The organism is Sinorhizobium sp. GQ132, assembly GCF_059758575.1.
The window spans coordinates 433,652-447,237 of sequence record NZ_JCAXDX010000001.1 but is presented as its reverse complement, the minus strand read 5'-3'; the positions used below and the strand labels follow the sequence as shown (position 1 = coordinate 447,237).

14 protein-coding genes are annotated in these 13,586 nt (G+C 62.1%); 11 read left to right on the top strand and 3 right to left on the bottom strand.

The genetic code is table 11. From position 1 onward, the window contains the following. Positions 1 to 28 precede the first annotated feature (28 nt). Together AC6CIG_RS02055 and AC6CIG_RS02050 are read left to right on the top strand one after the other, a co-directional pair. The gene (locus AC6CIG_RS02055) at positions 29 to 961 is read left to right on the top strand and encodes a carbohydrate ABC transporter permease (protein WP_010976183.1); all 933 of its coding nucleotides are present in this window, start codon (positions 29 to 31) and stop codon (positions 959 to 961) included. A gap of 13 nt (positions 962 to 974) precedes the next feature. After that, complete coding sequence (locus tag AC6CIG_RS02050; RefSeq protein ID WP_003526374.1) at positions 975 to 1,874, top strand: carbohydrate ABC transporter permease; 900 nt, start codon at positions 975 to 977, stop codon at positions 1,872 to 1,874. A 7-nt stretch (positions 1,875 to 1,881) separates the two neighbouring features. On the opposite strand, the gene AC6CIG_RS02045 is transcribed toward AC6CIG_RS02050, so the two are convergent. Next, complete coding sequence (locus AC6CIG_RS02045) at positions 1,882 to 2,538, bottom strand: DUF6064 family protein (RefSeq protein WP_102761663.1); 657 nt, start codon at positions 2,536 to 2,538, stop codon at positions 1,882 to 1,884. Positions 2,539 to 2,575: 37 nt separating this feature from the next. Beyond that, a complete protein-coding gene (locus AC6CIG_RS02040) occupies positions 2,576 to 3,490 on the bottom strand; it encodes an aldo/keto reductase (protein ID WP_127708086.1) in 915 nt (304 codons plus the stop codon). A 313-nt stretch (positions 3,491 to 3,803) separates the two neighbouring features. Here AC6CIG_RS02040 and AC6CIG_RS02035 point away from each other — a divergent pair, with 313 nt between their 5' ends. Continuing rightward, complete coding sequence (locus AC6CIG_RS02035; RefSeq protein ID WP_164866737.1) at positions 3,804 to 4,325, top strand: hypothetical protein; 522 nt, start codon at positions 3,804 to 3,806, stop codon at positions 4,323 to 4,325. A 660-nt stretch (positions 4,326 to 4,985) separates the two neighbouring features. Here the strand turns inward: AC6CIG_RS02035 and AC6CIG_RS02030 are convergent. After that, complete coding sequence (locus AC6CIG_RS02030) at positions 4,986 to 5,108, bottom strand: hypothetical protein (protein WP_013850378.1); 123 nt, start codon at positions 5,106 to 5,108, stop codon at positions 4,986 to 4,988. Positions 5,109 to 5,462: 354 nt separating this feature from the next. On the opposite strand from AC6CIG_RS02030, the gene asnB reads away from it, so the two are divergent. The 8 genes from asnB to minE all read left to right on the top strand — a co-directional run bounded on the left by asnB (position 5,463) and on the right by minE (position 13,535). Next, positions 5,463 to 7,400 carry an asparagine synthase (glutamine-hydrolyzing) gene (gene asnB / locus AC6CIG_RS02025; RefSeq protein ID WP_498322135.1) on the top strand — a complete coding sequence of 646 codons (1,938 nt, stop codon included), beginning with the start codon at positions 5,463 to 5,465 and terminating at the stop codon, positions 7,398 to 7,400. Between the two features lie 26 nt (positions 7,401 to 7,426). Continuing rightward, positions 7,427 to 7,693: an acyl carrier protein gene (locus AC6CIG_RS02020; protein WP_010976177.1), complete on the top strand. Its 267-nt coding sequence runs from the start codon at positions 7,427 to 7,429 to the stop codon at positions 7,691 to 7,693. 27 nt (positions 7,694 to 7,720) lie between these two features. After that, positions 7,721 to 9,268, top strand: coding sequence for a class I adenylate-forming enzyme family protein (locus AC6CIG_RS02015; RefSeq protein WP_018099072.1), 1,548 nt, complete (start codon positions 7,721 to 7,723; stop codon positions 9,266 to 9,268). Further along, on the top strand, positions 9,265 to 10,269 hold the full coding sequence (nadE, locus tag AC6CIG_RS02010; protein ID WP_437416444.1) for an NAD(+) synthase: 1,005 nt from the start codon (positions 9,265 to 9,267) through the stop codon (positions 10,267 to 10,269). Before AC6CIG_RS02015 ends, nadE begins: the two co-directional genes overlap by 4 nt. 777 nt (positions 10,270 to 11,046) lie before the next feature. Beyond that, complete coding sequence (locus AC6CIG_RS02005; protein ID WP_018099069.1) at positions 11,047 to 11,298, top strand: YjiS-like domain-containing protein; 252 nt, start codon at positions 11,047 to 11,049, stop codon at positions 11,296 to 11,298. 319 nt (positions 11,299 to 11,617) lie between these two features. Next, complete coding sequence (gene minC, locus AC6CIG_RS02000) at positions 11,618 to 12,367, top strand: septum site-determining protein MinC (RefSeq protein WP_018099068.1); 750 nt, start codon at positions 11,618 to 11,620, stop codon at positions 12,365 to 12,367. Positions 12,368 to 12,459: 92 nt separating this feature from the next. Then, positions 12,460 to 13,275: a septum site-determining protein MinD gene (gene minD / locus AC6CIG_RS01995; RefSeq protein WP_003526353.1), complete on the top strand. Its 816-nt coding sequence runs from the start codon at positions 12,460 to 12,462 to the stop codon at positions 13,273 to 13,275. Beyond that, on the top strand, positions 13,272 to 13,535 hold the full coding sequence (gene minE, locus AC6CIG_RS01990) for a cell division topological specificity factor MinE (protein WP_003526351.1): 264 nt from the start codon (positions 13,272 to 13,274) through the stop codon (positions 13,533 to 13,535). The genes minD and minE overlap by 4 nt, the downstream gene beginning before the upstream one ends. Positions 13,536 to 13,586: the final 51 nt, after the last annotated feature.

Here is a 13,586-nt window from a genome sequence, read left to right as displayed (position 1 = left end):
GATCCGTTCCTCCAGCCGGAGAAGCCCGATGTCCTCCATAACGCCGTCCGGAAAGCCATCCACCACGGCTTCGCTGATGCAGAACAACAATGTGCTCGGCTTCCTGTTTATGCTGCCGGCAGCCGTCTTCCTGATCTGCTTTCTGACCTATCCGCTCGGGCTGGGCGTCTGGCTCGGCTTCACCGACACACGCATAGGCCGCGACGGCGTCTTCATCGGGATCGAGAATTACGAGTTCCTGGCCCGGGATTCGGTCTTCTGGCTCTCGGTCTACAACACGCTGCTCTACACCTTCGTGGCGTCGATCCTGAAATTCGTGCTCGGACTCTGGCTGGCGCTGCTGCTGAACGAAAACCTGCCTTTCAAGTCCTTCTTCCGCGCGATCGTGCTCCTGCCCTGGGTCGTGCCGACGGTGCTTTCGGCGCTCGCCTTCTGGTGGATCTACGATTCGCAGTTTTCCATCATCTCCTGGTCGCTGATGCAGCTCGGGATCATCGACGGGCCGATCAACTTCCTGGGCGACCCGAACAACGCGCGCGCTTCCGTTATCGCCGCCAATGTATGGCGCGGCATTCCCTTCGTGGCGATCTCGCTTCTGGCCGGCCTGCAGACGATCCCGGCTTCGCTGCAGGAGGCAGCCTCGCTCGACGGCGCCACCAGCTGGCAGCGTTTCCGCTATGTAACCCTGCCGATGCTGACCCCGATCATCGCGGTCGTCATGACCTTCTCGGTGCTCTTCACCTTCACCGATTTCCAGCTGATCTACGTGCTGACCAAGGGCGGGCCGGTCAATGCAACCCACTTGATGGCGACGCTCTCGTTCCAGCGCGGCATTCCGGGCGGGCAGCTCGGGGAGGGGGCGGCGATCGCCGTCGCCATGATCCCCTTCCTGCTTGCCGCCATCATGTTCAGCTTCTTCGGTCTGCAACGCCGCAAATGGCAGCAGGGCGGCCAGGATTGAGCGGGAGGACAAAATGAACACGACCACACGAACCGACGACGAGGTGCTCACCGACACGGCCGAGGGCATGAGCTATCTGAACCGCCTGCCGCGGCGGATCGTCGTGCTTTACCTGCCGATGGCGGTCTTCGTCTTCGTATTGCTCTTCCCCTTCTACTGGATGGCGATCACGGCGGTGAAGCCGAACGCGCAGCTGACCGACTACAACAATTACAGTCCTTTCTGGGTGGTCCGTCCGACGCTCGACCACATCAAGTATCTGCTCTTCGAGACCTCCTATCCGGGCTGGCTCTGGAACACGATGCTGGTGGCCGTAGGCTCGACCATCCTGTCGCTGGCTGCATCGGTTTTCGCGGCCTATGCGATCGAGCGGGTGCGCTTCACCGGCGCGCGGCCCGTCGGGCTGCTAATCTTCCTCGCCTATCTGGTGCCGCCGTCGATCCTGTTCATTCCGCTCGCCTTCATCGTCTTCAAATTCGGCATCTACGATTCCAAGCTGGCGCTGATCTTCACCTATCCGACGTTCCTCATACCGTTCTGCACATGGCTCCTGATGGGCTATTTCCGCTCGATCCCCTTCGAACTGGAAGAAAGCGCGCTGGTGGACGGAGCCACGCGCTGGCAGATTTTGGTCAAGATCATCCTGCCGCTCGCCGTGCCGGGCCTGATATCGGCCGGCATCTTCGCCTTCACGCTCTCGTGGAACGAGTTCATCTACGCGCTGACATTCATCCAGTCCTCGGAAAACAAGACAGTACCGGTCGGCGTGCTGACGGAACTGGTGCGCGGCGACGTCTTCGAATGGGGCGCACTGATGGCGGGCGCACTCTTCGGTTCGCTGCCCGTGGTCATTCTCTACTCCTTCTTCGTCGATTATTACGTCTCGTCGATGACGGGAGCGGTGAAGGAGTGAGCTTCCGTCAACGTCTGACGACGAGGAGGACAGATGTCGCGACGATCACCGCGAATGGCACCCAGGCGCCTGCATCCTCCATGGCCAGAAGGGTGAGTGCGCTGAAGACGCACCAGAGGACTGGAATGGGCAGAAGCAGCCACAGCTTCTGCGGCATGAGCGCCAGGAGGGCGCCGAGGGTCACGGCAACGGTCGGGTCCGGCATTGCCCCGAAGATTTCGGCCGAGGCGGGCGCGCGGCCGGCAAGCAGCGGGCCGAAAGGATAGCCGAGCGAGCCGAAGACCATCAGGCCGATGCCGCCACGGCGGCGCAGTCTGTTCGCGGGCAATACGCCGCCTTGCGTCCACCGGACCGCGAGAAGCAGCAGACCGGCCTGCAGCATGAAGGCCGCCGTCGCATAGGACATTGCCCAGTTTATGGTGGAGTAACGCAGCCAGAGAAATTGCCACGCGCAGAAGAGCCAGGCCAGGGCGAGCGTCGCCATGGCCGCGGCGCGGGCGCGCCGTCCGTCCGTCGCAGTGGCGAAAAGGATGGCAAGCGCGCCCGCGACGAAGACCGGCTGAAGCGGCCAGAGTCCCTGATTGTAGCGTTCGACAAGGCGGAAATAGACGCGCGGCGAAAACATCAGGAAATCCGCGAGCGTGTAGGTCCCCCAGTCCGACATCACGTCAAATCCGTATCATGCGCGACAGGATCGTGCTTCACAGCGCCTCCACATAGGCGGCCATGCGGCGGCGCAACTTCTCGTCGGGCAGGATGCCTCTGGTAGCCTCCAGGTTCTCCCGTACATGGTCGACGCGCGTAGTCGCGGGGATTGCGCAGGTGACCGCCGGATGCGAAATGATGAACTTGAGGAGAAACTGCGCCCAGCTGCGGGCCCCGGTCTCGGCAAGCCAAGCCGGCAACGGTTCGTCTTCGACCTGTCGGATCAGATCGCCCTGTCGGAACGGCCGGTTGACGATCACGGCAATGCCCTTCTCCTGCGCCAGCGGCAAGATGCGCTCCTCCGCCTCGCGGTCGAGGATATTGTAGGTGACCTGGACGAAATCGATCGGCCGGGTCGCCATGACCTGCTCGATCTCGCGGTGCCTGCGCCCCTCCGAGGTGGTGATGCCGACATAGCGCAGCCGGCCTGCCGCCTTCATGTCGAAGAGCGCGGGCAGGTGCTCTTCCCAGGAGACGAGATTGTGAACCTGCATGAGATCGAATTTCTCGACGCCCCAGTATTCCTTCGATGCCTCGATCTGGGCGGCGCCTTCGCCGGGGTCCGATATCCAGACCTTTTCCGCCGAGAAGAGCCGCTTCGGATGTCCGAGCTTACGGAGGCCGTAGCCGATGGTCGGCTGGGACGATCCGTACATCGGCGAGGAATCGATCATCCGACCGCCGCCTTCGAAGAAGGCAGCGATCACGGCGGCACATTCGTCCATCAGGACGGGGTCGTCTCCGACGTTGAAAGTGATCCAGGTGCCGAGGCCGACCAGCGGCAGCGCTTCTTTGCTCTTCGGTATGACCCGCGTCGTGAGGTCGGCAGCCTGGCCCCACGCCCGCGGCATGAGCGGCAGCGACATACCGATACCTAGCCCCTGAACGACTGCGCGCCGCGTGAAGGTCATCGCTCGCTCCCTTCGACCTGAAGCTCTGAAGCCTGTGGCTCATGGGGCGGGATAATAGCCCCTGCGGCGCTACTCTGCAGCCACGAAGTCGTGAGCGCGGTGCAGTTAAAGACCGTGGAAGGATCGAGAGGCCGGCTCCGAGCACGGTGAATTCTGGCCGCCGAGCCTGAATTCGATCGCCGTGACGCTGCCCGGCGGACCGCTGGGTGTGTTTCGGCGGGCGCGGTGGTGCCGCCCGATATGGCGGAATTTCGGATCGTCGATAGTGGAACGCGATGATCGGTAATCTGGGGGACGAAGCGGACTAGCTCCTATGCGCATTCCGCGGAATCGCGGAGGGCTCCAGTTCATTGATACCGTCGATGCGCTGATCGTTCGCAGGAACGGCCTCGATCTCGAGATTGTGCTTTGCATGGCGCATGTGCTGCCATTCCTTCTCGAGGCGCAGGAATACGTCCGTCGGCATGAATTTTCTCTGCATTCGACCCTCCACGCGGCTGCGTCGAAGAACACGCAAGGAACTGCTTTGTTCCCGCGCCATTATGCAAAACGTGAAAATATAGCGTCCTGGTATGCCTCGAACTGGCCTGACCCGATAGGTGAACCCGCGCTGCTGCTGATCGGTTATGCGGCGGGGTCCACCTATCGTCCCCTCGAAACTGGTGAGGCCGCCTCCTCAATAGCATTCGGCGGTCGGCCTCAAGGCATACGCCTCAACCCGGATTTCACTCCCGGGGCGCGCTCGCGTCAAGGTTTAGCGTTTACTCAATTCGAGTTAGAAAAGATGTATCGGGCGCGTTTGCCTGCCGGGCAAGCCGAATGCGCGACGGCCTAAGTCCTGTTGAGATTCGGGCCACCCGCCGCTTGTTTGATCGCCTCATTCCTGTGCTCGTCACAGGAATCCAGCCAGGCCAAGTCTTTGGGCTGAAAGAACGTTTTCCGCGCCGCAGACGCGGCGCTGCTGGATCCCTGTGACGAGCACAGGGGGATGAGGTCGGAGAGGGTGCGGCCCCTCGGCGCGGTTCATAAACCGGGAAGATAGCGAGGCGGCGCGGAAAGTCGCCGGTCACGCCCGTGTACAGCGTCCCGCTTCGATTCTATGCCGGAATGTGGACGTGACCTTTCATTGCGGGACAGGTTGACCATCCCTCGCACATTCCCAAGCTGAAGTTGTGATAGCCGTACATCCCCGGTCCCTCATTCCTGTGCTTGTCACAGGAATCCAGCCAGACCAAGTCCTTGGGCTGAAAGAACTCTTCCGCGCCGCAGACGCGGCGCTGCTCTCATCCCTGTGACGAGCACAGGGACGAGGCAAAGGAGAGATTGCAGTCCACCGATACGCCTCCTACTGCGCCGCGCGTCTTATGAGACGCGCACGCTCGGCACTCAAGGAATTCAAGCGCATCGCCATGCGTGCCGACAAACCGACCAGAGCTTCAACGCCATTATCCATCTCGCAGCAGCCGTTATAAACTCGAAATGAATCTCAACAGGCCTAGATGGTCTGCAGCGTCCAGGATGCCGCGCCGGCGATAAGCCCAAGGGCGAGGGCAATGGCGATCGCATATCTCATCATCTTCATCCGACGTGTCCGCTCGCCGGTCCAATCGTAGCTCATCATGTGCTCCGAGATGTGCAGCTCAAACGTTAAGATTGGACGCTTTTTCTTAACAAAATGGAAACTACGCGGTTCCACGCCTCGGCCCCTGCAATGTGAAAGAACCTGGGCGGCGCGCGGTCCCGTTATCCATCCGTTCAGATTGCATGATTTGTTGGTGCGTCCAATTTTAGTAAAATATGCGTAAAAACGTATCAAAGTAAATGTGAATATTAGGCGGGCGAGGATGCGGTGATTATTATCGAGGTCAAGAAGACAATTTACCATTATTGAAAAAAGCCCCGCTGATTAACTATTCTCGCCGGTATTCAGTTTATATTTAGGGTGTCATTGCGGGCGTGAGAGCGAATAGGCATGTGCGGATTCGGCGGGTATTTTGGTTCAATACGGGACGGTAAGCCCCTTCTCGAGAGGATGACGGCCGCGATCGGCCACCGCGGGCCGGACGAGCTTGGGCTCTTCACCGTGCCGGGTGCGGGCCTCGGTCATGTTCGGCTGTCGATCGTGGGGCTCGGGGACGGCCAGCAGCCGATGTCCGACCCGAGCGGCGAGCTGACGATCGCCTTCAACGGCGAAATCTTCAACTATGTGGAGTTGCGCGACGACCTGCGCGCCAGGGGCCGCCGTTTCCGCACCTCCAGCGATACGGAGGTGATCCTCCATCTTTACGAAGAGATGGGCGCGGATTGTCTTTCCCTCCTCAACGGCGACTTCGCCTTTGCGATCTGGGACGCACGCCTACGCCGGATGGTGCTCGCGCGCGACCGCATGGGTGTGCGTCCACTGTTCCACACGTTGAAAGGCGGCACGCTCTATTTCGCATCCGAGGTCAAGGCGCTCCTCGAAGTTCCGGGGGTCTCCGCAGAGATCGACCCGATAGCGCTCGACCAGATATTCACCCTGTGGGCGCCGATCGCGCCGCGCACACCCTTCCGTGACATCCACGAGCTCGAGCCCGGGCATCTGATGATCGCCGATCAGAACGGCATCACGACACGGCCCTATTGGCAGCTCGATTATCCGGACCGCGACGAGCGCTCTGCCTACGCGGAGGAAAGCCGCGCTGCGGAGGAACTGCGCGCGCTCCTGACGGACGCGACGCGGATCCGCATGCGGGCCGATGTGCCCGTCGGAGCCTATCTTTCCGGCGGCCTCGATTCGTCCATAATCTCGGCGTTGGCGGCTGGGATGACGTCCCAAGGCTTGCGCACCTTCTCCGTCACCTTCGACAGCGCGGAGCATGACGAAAGCGCATTCCAGGAGGAGATGGCAGCGGCACTCGGAACCGAGCACAGGGCTGTCGCATGCCGCGCCGGTGACATCGCCAGGGACTTTCCCGATGTCATCCGCTTTACGGAGAAGCCGATCATCCGCACGGCGCCCGCACCGCTCTACAAATTGTCCGGCCTGGTGCGCGAGGCGGGTCTGAAAGTAGTGCTGACGGGCGAGGGCGCCGACGAGGTGTTCGCCGGTTATGATATCTTCAAGGAAGCGCGCGTCCGCCGTTTCTGCGGCCGGCAACCCGGCTCGCGCATCAGGCCGCACCTCTTCCGCAAGCTCTACCCCTATCTGCCCGGTTTGCAGCAGCAGTCGGCCGAGTATCTCGCCGCCTTTTTCGGCGCCGGCGACGTTGCCCTCGACGACCCGCTCTTTTCGCATCGGCCACGCCTCAAAGGCACGGCGGCAACCAAGATGTTCTTCTCCTCGGACCTGCGCGCCGAACTCAAGGGTTATGATGCGGCGGAAGAATTGGTCAGCCGGCTCCCCGCCGCCTTTGGCCGCTGGCATCCGCTGCATCAGGCCCAATATCTCGAAAGCCGCTTCCTGCTGCCCGGATATATTCTCTCGAGCCAAGGCGACCGCATGGCGATGGCGCATGGGATCGAGGGCCGTTTCCCGTTCCTCGACCACCGCCTCGTCGAATTCGCCGCAAAGCTGCCGCCGGACATGAAACTCAGAGGGCTCGTAGAGAAGCATATCCTGCGCGAAGCGACGAAAGATCTGCTGCCGCCGGCGATCGGCCGGCGGACGAAGCAGCCCTATCGCGCTCCGGACAGCCACTCCTTCAGCGGCGCGGGCGAACTCGATTACGTGCGGTCGGCCATGAGCGAGGACGCGGTCGCCGCCGGTGGGCTCTTCAACGCCAAAGCGGTAACGAAACTCTACGAGAAATGCCAGTCGCGCCCGGCCTCCGGTTTCCGCGACAACGCGGCCTTCGTCGGCGTCCTCTCGACGCAACTCTGGCTGCAGACATTCACCGGCACCAGCCTTCGCAAGGCTGAGGCCGCGTAAAAACCCTTGGAGAAAAGGAAAGTGGAATGACCCAAGCGATTAAGGACAAGGTCAAGGCATTCGTCATCGAGAACTTTCTCTTCGGCGACAGCGCATACGAACTCGCCGACGACGCTTCGCTGATCGAGAACGACATCATCGATTCGACCGGCGTTCTGGAACTGGTGGCCTTCATCGAAGACGATTTCGGGATCGTGATGGCCGATGCCGACATCGTCCCGCAAAATCTCGACTCGCTCGCGCGGATTTCGGCGTTCATCGAAGCGAAAGCCGCCGTGCCGGTCTCGGCGTAAGCGGCGAAGGGCGGGGGCATCACCATCATGCGGTTCGAGCAATTCCTCATCAGGAACGCCGCGGCAAACGGGGCAAAGACGGCGCTGGTCACCGATCGCCGGCGGCTAGGCTATGCCGAACTCGACGATCTTTCGAGCCGCCTCGCCGCCGCTCTTGCCGAAAGCGGCGTGAAGCGGAACGACCGGGTTCTCGTGTTCATGGACAATTGCTGGGAGGCGGCCGTCGCGATCTTCGCGATCCTCAAGACCGGTGCGACCTTCAGCCCGATCAATGCTTCGACCAAGGCGGACAAGCTTGCCTATATCGTCGCCGATTGCGAGGCGGCGGCTATCCTGACGCAGGCCAAGCTGATGCCGGTCGTTGCCGAGGCGCTGGCGCTTGCTCGGGGCCATGCGCCATTCGTCGCTTCGACCGCGGGTCCGGGGGGGCGCATCCCGGACGGTGCCGCTTCCTTTGAGGAGTGCCTCACGGTTGCGCCCGCACCCGTCCGCCACGGCGGCATCGACGTCGACCTCGGCATGCTGATCTATACCTCGGGGTCGACGGGCCGTCCCAAGGGCGTGATGATGACGCATCGCAATATCGATGCGGCTTCGGAGTCGATCACCTCCTATCTCCAGAACACGCCTGACGACATCATCCTGAACGTGCTGCCGCTCGCCTTCGACTACGGGCTCTATCAGCTGCTGATGGCGATCCGGCTCGGCGCGACGCTCGTACTCGAAAAGTCATTCGCCTTCCCGCAGGCGATCTTCGACCGTATCCGGACCGAAGGGGTTACCGGCTTCCCGCTGGTGCCGACCATGGCGGCAATGATCTTGCAGATGCGTGACCTCGAACCCGGCTTTCTCCCGAGCCTTCGTTTTCTCTCCAATACCGCGGCAGCACTGCCGCCGGCGCATATTGCCCGCCTGAGGGAGCTTTTCCCGGGCGCCCGGCTCTATTCCATGTACGGACTGACGGAATGCAAACGCTGCACCTATCTGCCGCCGGAAGAGCTCGACCGGCGGCCGGGTTCCGTCGGGATCGCGATACCGAACACCGAAGCCTTCGTGGTCGATGACGAGGGAAACCGGGTACCGCCCGGTGTACCTGGCGAACTGGTCATCCGCGGCCCGCATGTGATGCAGGGCTACTGGCGCAATGACGCCGCGACCGAGCGCATGCTCCGCCCCGGCCCTAATCCATGGGAAAAGGTGCTTCACACCGGTGACCTGTTCCGTACCGACGAGGAGGGTTTCCTCTATTTCGTCGGCCGCAAGGACGACATCATCAAGACGCGCGGCGAAAAGGTGGCGCCCAAGGAGGTCGAGACCGTGCTGCATGCGCATCCCGGAATTGCCGAGGCCGTGGTCATCGGTGTTCCCGATCCGGTGCTTGGGGCCGCGATCGGCGCTCTCGTCGTGTTGTCGGACCCGACGCTGACGGAGAAGGACATCATCCGTCATTGCAGCCGCCATCTCGAGGATTTCATGGTGCCGAAGATCGTCGAATTCCGCACCGAATTGCCGAAGACGGATACAGGAAAAGTGAGTCGCCGCCTTGCGGCCGAAACATTGGAGCCCGCAGAATGAATATCCGACCGGACCAGAACAGGCTCGTCTTCTCGGCCGACACGCTGAAAATCGACGAAGCTGCGGAAGCCGAACGTATAGTTGCCGGATTGCGGGCCCAGTTGCGCAGCCTGCGCAAACGCGGCCTCGTCCTCGGCCTTTCCGGCGGCATCGATTCGAGCGTCTCGGTCGCGCTGGCCGTGCGCGCCGTCGGTGCGAAGAACGTCTTCTGTCTCTTCATGCCGGAAAACGATTCCGATCCGGAAAGCCTGCACCTCGGCCGGCTGGTCGCCGAGAGGTTCGGTGTCGAGGCGGTGGTCGAGGACATCGGACCGACGCTCGACGCCATGGGCTGCTATCAGCGGCGTGACGCCTTCATTCGCGAACTCGTCCCGGATTACGGGCCGGGCTGGGCGTCGAAGATCGTCATCGCCAATGCGCTCGAAGGCGACGGCTACAACATTTCCTCGCTCGTGGTGCAGAACCCCGAGGGGAAGCAGACGAAGCTGCGCATGCCGCCTTCCGTCTATCTCGGCATCGTCGCCGCGACGAACATGAAGCAGCGCACCCGCAAACAGATCGAATACTACCATGCCGACCGGCTGAACTTTGCCGTGCTCGGTACGCCGAACAGGCTGGAATACGATCAGGGCTTCTTCGTCAAGAACGGCGATGGCGCGGCGGACGTCAAGCCGATCGCCCATCTTTACAAGTCGCAGGTCTATGCGCTTGCCGGTTATCTCGGCGTTCCCGAGGAAATCCGGCGCCGGCCGCCGACCACCGACACCTATTCGCTCGAGCAGACGCAGGAGGAGTTCTATTTCTCGCTGCCTTATGACCGAATGGATCTGTGCCTCTTCGGCCTCAACAACGGGCTCAGCGCCGACGAGGTCGGACGCGCGGCAAATCTGGGCGCGGCTCAGGTCGAGCGCGTCTGGGCGGATATTGCCGCCAAGCGCAAGGCCACGCGCTACCTGCATCTCGGGCCGCAGCTGGTGCAGCCGGTCGAGGAGATCGAGTAAGAATCCGATCGCACGCCCCGTCCCTGAACGGGGCGTGCGATCGGCCGGCTTTATTGAGAGGGTGCAGGTGTCGTCGGTGCCGGTGCCGGTTCTGTGGGCGCGGGCTCCGTCGTCGCGGGGGGAGTCGTTTCAGTCGCGGGGGGCGTTTCAGCCGTCCCGGGCATGAAGAATATGACCGCGAGAATGATAATCGCGAGCACGATAATGCCAATGATAACGTTGCGGTTCATGATGTTTTCTCCGCTGCTGACGATCATCTTCGATTGACTGCACGACGGCGAGTAGAGAAGCGGCCGCCCTGCGTTCAACCGGAGATGCGCCGTTAGGGTAACATGAGTCTCGCCAAGCAATAATAGATGCAGTTGAACGACGTGCCCTGCCGCACGGATGCGCCTTCTCATGGGAAGACTGTTGTATTCCCGCAACAGGGATGAAGCACCGATTGCAATTCGAAATTGAGTACTTGCCGATCGGCCGGTCTCGTGCGAGGATCACCTCATCCGCAATTCAAATCAGAGGAGGCGTAAGATGAATTCCAATCTCGTGTTTGTGCGCCTCTGTGGCGGAACGGCTATCGTGCCTTCGATGCGACGCGCATCTGGCTTCAGCCGCTACTGATCTGAGGCTCACAAGCCCGCATCTCCGCCATTTGGCGCTTCCCTTTTAACTGACGTGACCGGCTGACGGGACAATTGTTCGCATTGTTGCGTTCCGCATCCGCACGTCTTTTGATCCTCGAAAGGACCTGGCCGCATCATCGCGCCGGAACGGACAGTCATGCGTGAACCACAAGCAATAGTTGTCGAACCCCTCGCGGCGGCGGCCGATGAGCTTTACCGCAAATTCGGCGTCTGGAAGACCGCACGAGCACTGATGTCGGCCGCATGGAGGCGCCGTCAGGCACAAAACCAGATCTCTCACCTGTCGAATCGGATGCGCCGCGATATCGGCCTTCCGGAGGCGGAGGAGGAATTTCCCATCTGGGACACAGACGCCTTCATCCAGGCCGGGGCAAGGCGTCCGGATTGACCTGGAGGCAAGCCCTGAGAAGTGCGGGGGGAGAGGTTCACAGGGTTTCTCTCCCCCGATTTCGGCGGCAGCGGTCAATTCTTCCCGCATGGGAATCCCGCCTTCGTCAGCCCTGTGCAAGCTCCCCTCGTCACCATGCTGCCTAGAACTGGTCGCCGGTTCCGTCGAGTCTCATCTTGGACAGACGGTCTCGCGCGTGACGGAAATCTTCACGTCGTGCAGGGGCGAAACGGACCGAAGATCAGGCAAAGAAGGAGGCCCGGTTAACTGTTTGTTAACCATGGCTCGCCTACATCTTGGCAACCAAAAATTAACGAAGATGACCAAAGTGCTAACAGACGCTCGCTCGATCCGCATCAAGGGCCGCTCCTTCCTGGCGCTGGTGCTTTCCCCGGAACTGCCGCTCGACTGGTGGCTTGGCCGGCTCGATGACCTCGCTTCGCGTTCGGCGGGCTTCTTCCTGGGGCGCCCGGTGGTGCTCGACGTGGCGGATCTCGAGATCGACCGGAAACAGTTGAAGAGCCTGCTCGACGAGCTCGGCCAGCGCAATGTCAGGGTCATGGGGATCGAAGGCGGACGTCCCTCGCTTTTCGAGCCCGGGATGCCGCCTGCCATGAAGGGCGGCCGGCCGGCTCCCGATTTCGAAGTGCCCGAGGCCGATCCGGCCGATCCGCCGAAGGCCGGCAAGGGAAAGGCCGCTGCGCCGGTGACATCGGAGGACGTTCAGCCGGTTCGGGCGACGGCATCGATCATCGTCCGGGAACCGGTTCGGTCCGGACAGTCGGTCATCTTCCCGGAAGGCGACGTGACGGTGGTCGGCTCCGTCGCATCCGGCGCGGAGATCGTCGCAGGAGGTTCGGTCCATATCTACGGGACGCTTCGAGGGCGGGCGCTGGCAGGCTCGGTCGGAAACGCGTCTGCGCGCATCTTCTGCCGCCGACTCGAAGCGGAACTGCTGGCAATCGACGGCGTCTACAAGACGGCCGAGGACATGGCCCCCAATCTGCGGGGGCAGTCGGTCCAGCTGTGGCTGGAAGGCGATTCGATCATGGCAGAAAGACTGAACTGAGCCGGTCGCCGGCTGATTTATAGAATTAGAGCGGGGATGCGGGCGGAAACCGCTCGCAGTTTTCCTCCCGCTCTGACAACAGGAGCGGGAAGATGGCGAAAGTAGTTGTAGTTACATCTGGAAAGGGCGGCGTCGGCAAGACGACGTCAACCGCCGCACTGGGTGCGGCGCTGGCGCAGCGCAACGAGAAAACGGTCGTTGTCGATTTTGACGTCGGGCTGCGCAATCTCGACCTCGTCATGGGCGCCGAGCGCCGGGTCGTCTACGACCTCGTCAACGTGATCCAGGGCGACGCGAAGCTGCCGCAGGCGCTGATCCGCGACAAACGGCTCGACACCCTCTTCCTGCTGCCGGCATCGCAGACCCGCGACAAGGACAGCCTGACCCCCGAGGGCGTCGAGCGGGTGATGGAAGAGCTCAAGAAGCATTTCGACTGGATCATTTGCGACAGCCCGGCCGGGATAGAGCGCGGCGCGACGCTCGCGATGCGCCACGCCGACCTCGCCGTCATCGTCACCAATCCGGAAGTCTCCTCGGTCCGCGACTCCGATCGCATCATCGGCCTGCTCGATGCCAAGACCGAAAGGGCAGAGCGCGGAGAGCGGGTCGAGAAGCACCTGCTGCTGACGCGCTACGACGCCGTCCGCGCCGAGCGCGGCGACATGCTCAAGGTCGATGACGTTCTCGAGATCCTGTCCATCCCGCTCATCGGAATCGTTCCGGAGAGCATGGACGTTCTCAAGGCTTCCAACCTCGGTGCCCCGGTGACGCTCGCCGACAGCAGCAGCGCTCCGGCGCGCGCCTATCTGGATGCCGCGCGCCGCCTTGCGGGGGAAACGGTGCCGATGACCATTCCCGGCGAGAAGCGCGGCTTCCTGGGCAAGATATTCGGACGGAGGGCAGCATGAGCATTTTCCGTTTCTTCAGCAAGCAGACCTCGGCGCCGACGGCGCGCGAGCGCCTGCAGGTGCTGCTGGCGCATGAGCGGGCGTCGGTCGGCCAGTCGGACCTCGTTGCGGTGCTCCGGGAAGAAATTCTCGCGGTCATCGCCAAGCATGTCCAGGTCGACCGCGACAAGGTTAACGTCACGATGGAACGCGGCGAGCACGTCACCACGCTCGAAGTCGACATCGAAATCCCGATGAAAGCGGGCGTGCGGGCGGCCTGATCCGGCCGCGTCGGCCGGCCGCAGCGCCACCATGGCCCGGCCAGGTTGCGC

Bases quoted from the DNA above. Each gene is read 5' to 3' on its own strand.
- AC6CIG_RS02055 (WP_010976183.1), top strand. From the start codon at position 29: ATGTCCTCCATAACGCCGTCCGGAAAGCCATCCACCACGGCTTCGCTG.
- AC6CIG_RS02050 (WP_003526374.1), top strand. From the start codon at position 975: ATGAACACGACCACACGAACCGACGACGAGGTGCTCACCGACACGGCC.
- AC6CIG_RS02045 (WP_102761663.1), bottom strand. From the start codon at position 2,538: ATGTCGGACTGGGGGACCTACACGCTCGCGGATTTCCTGATGTTTTCG.
- AC6CIG_RS02040 (WP_127708086.1), bottom strand. From the start codon at position 3,490: ATGACCTTCACGCGGCGCGCAGTCGTTCAGGGGCTAGGTATCGGTATG.
- AC6CIG_RS02035 (WP_164866737.1), top strand. From the start codon at position 3,804: ATGCGCATTCCGCGGAATCGCGGAGGGCTCCAGTTCATTGATACCGTC.
- AC6CIG_RS02030 (WP_013850378.1), bottom strand. From the start codon at position 5,108: ATGAGCTACGATTGGACCGGCGAGCGGACACGTCGGATGAAGATGATG.
- asnB (WP_498322135.1), top strand. From the start codon at position 5,463: ATGTGCGGATTCGGCGGGTATTTTGGTTCAATACGGGACGGTAAGCCC.
- AC6CIG_RS02020 (WP_010976177.1), top strand. From the start codon at position 7,427: ATGACCCAAGCGATTAAGGACAAGGTCAAGGCATTCGTCATCGAGAAC.
- AC6CIG_RS02015 (WP_018099072.1), top strand. From the start codon at position 7,721: ATGCGGTTCGAGCAATTCCTCATCAGGAACGCCGCGGCAAACGGGGCA.
- nadE (WP_437416444.1), top strand. From the start codon at position 9,265: ATGAATATCCGACCGGACCAGAACAGGCTCGTCTTCTCGGCCGACACG.
- AC6CIG_RS02005 (WP_018099069.1), top strand. From the start codon at position 11,047: ATGCGTGAACCACAAGCAATAGTTGTCGAACCCCTCGCGGCGGCGGCC.
- minC (WP_018099068.1), top strand. From the start codon at position 11,618: ATGACCAAAGTGCTAACAGACGCTCGCTCGATCCGCATCAAGGGCCGC.
- minD (WP_003526353.1), top strand. From the start codon at position 12,460: ATGGCGAAAGTAGTTGTAGTTACATCTGGAAAGGGCGGCGTCGGCAAG.
- minE (WP_003526351.1), top strand. From the start codon at position 13,272: ATGAGCATTTTCCGTTTCTTCAGCAAGCAGACCTCGGCGCCGACGGCG.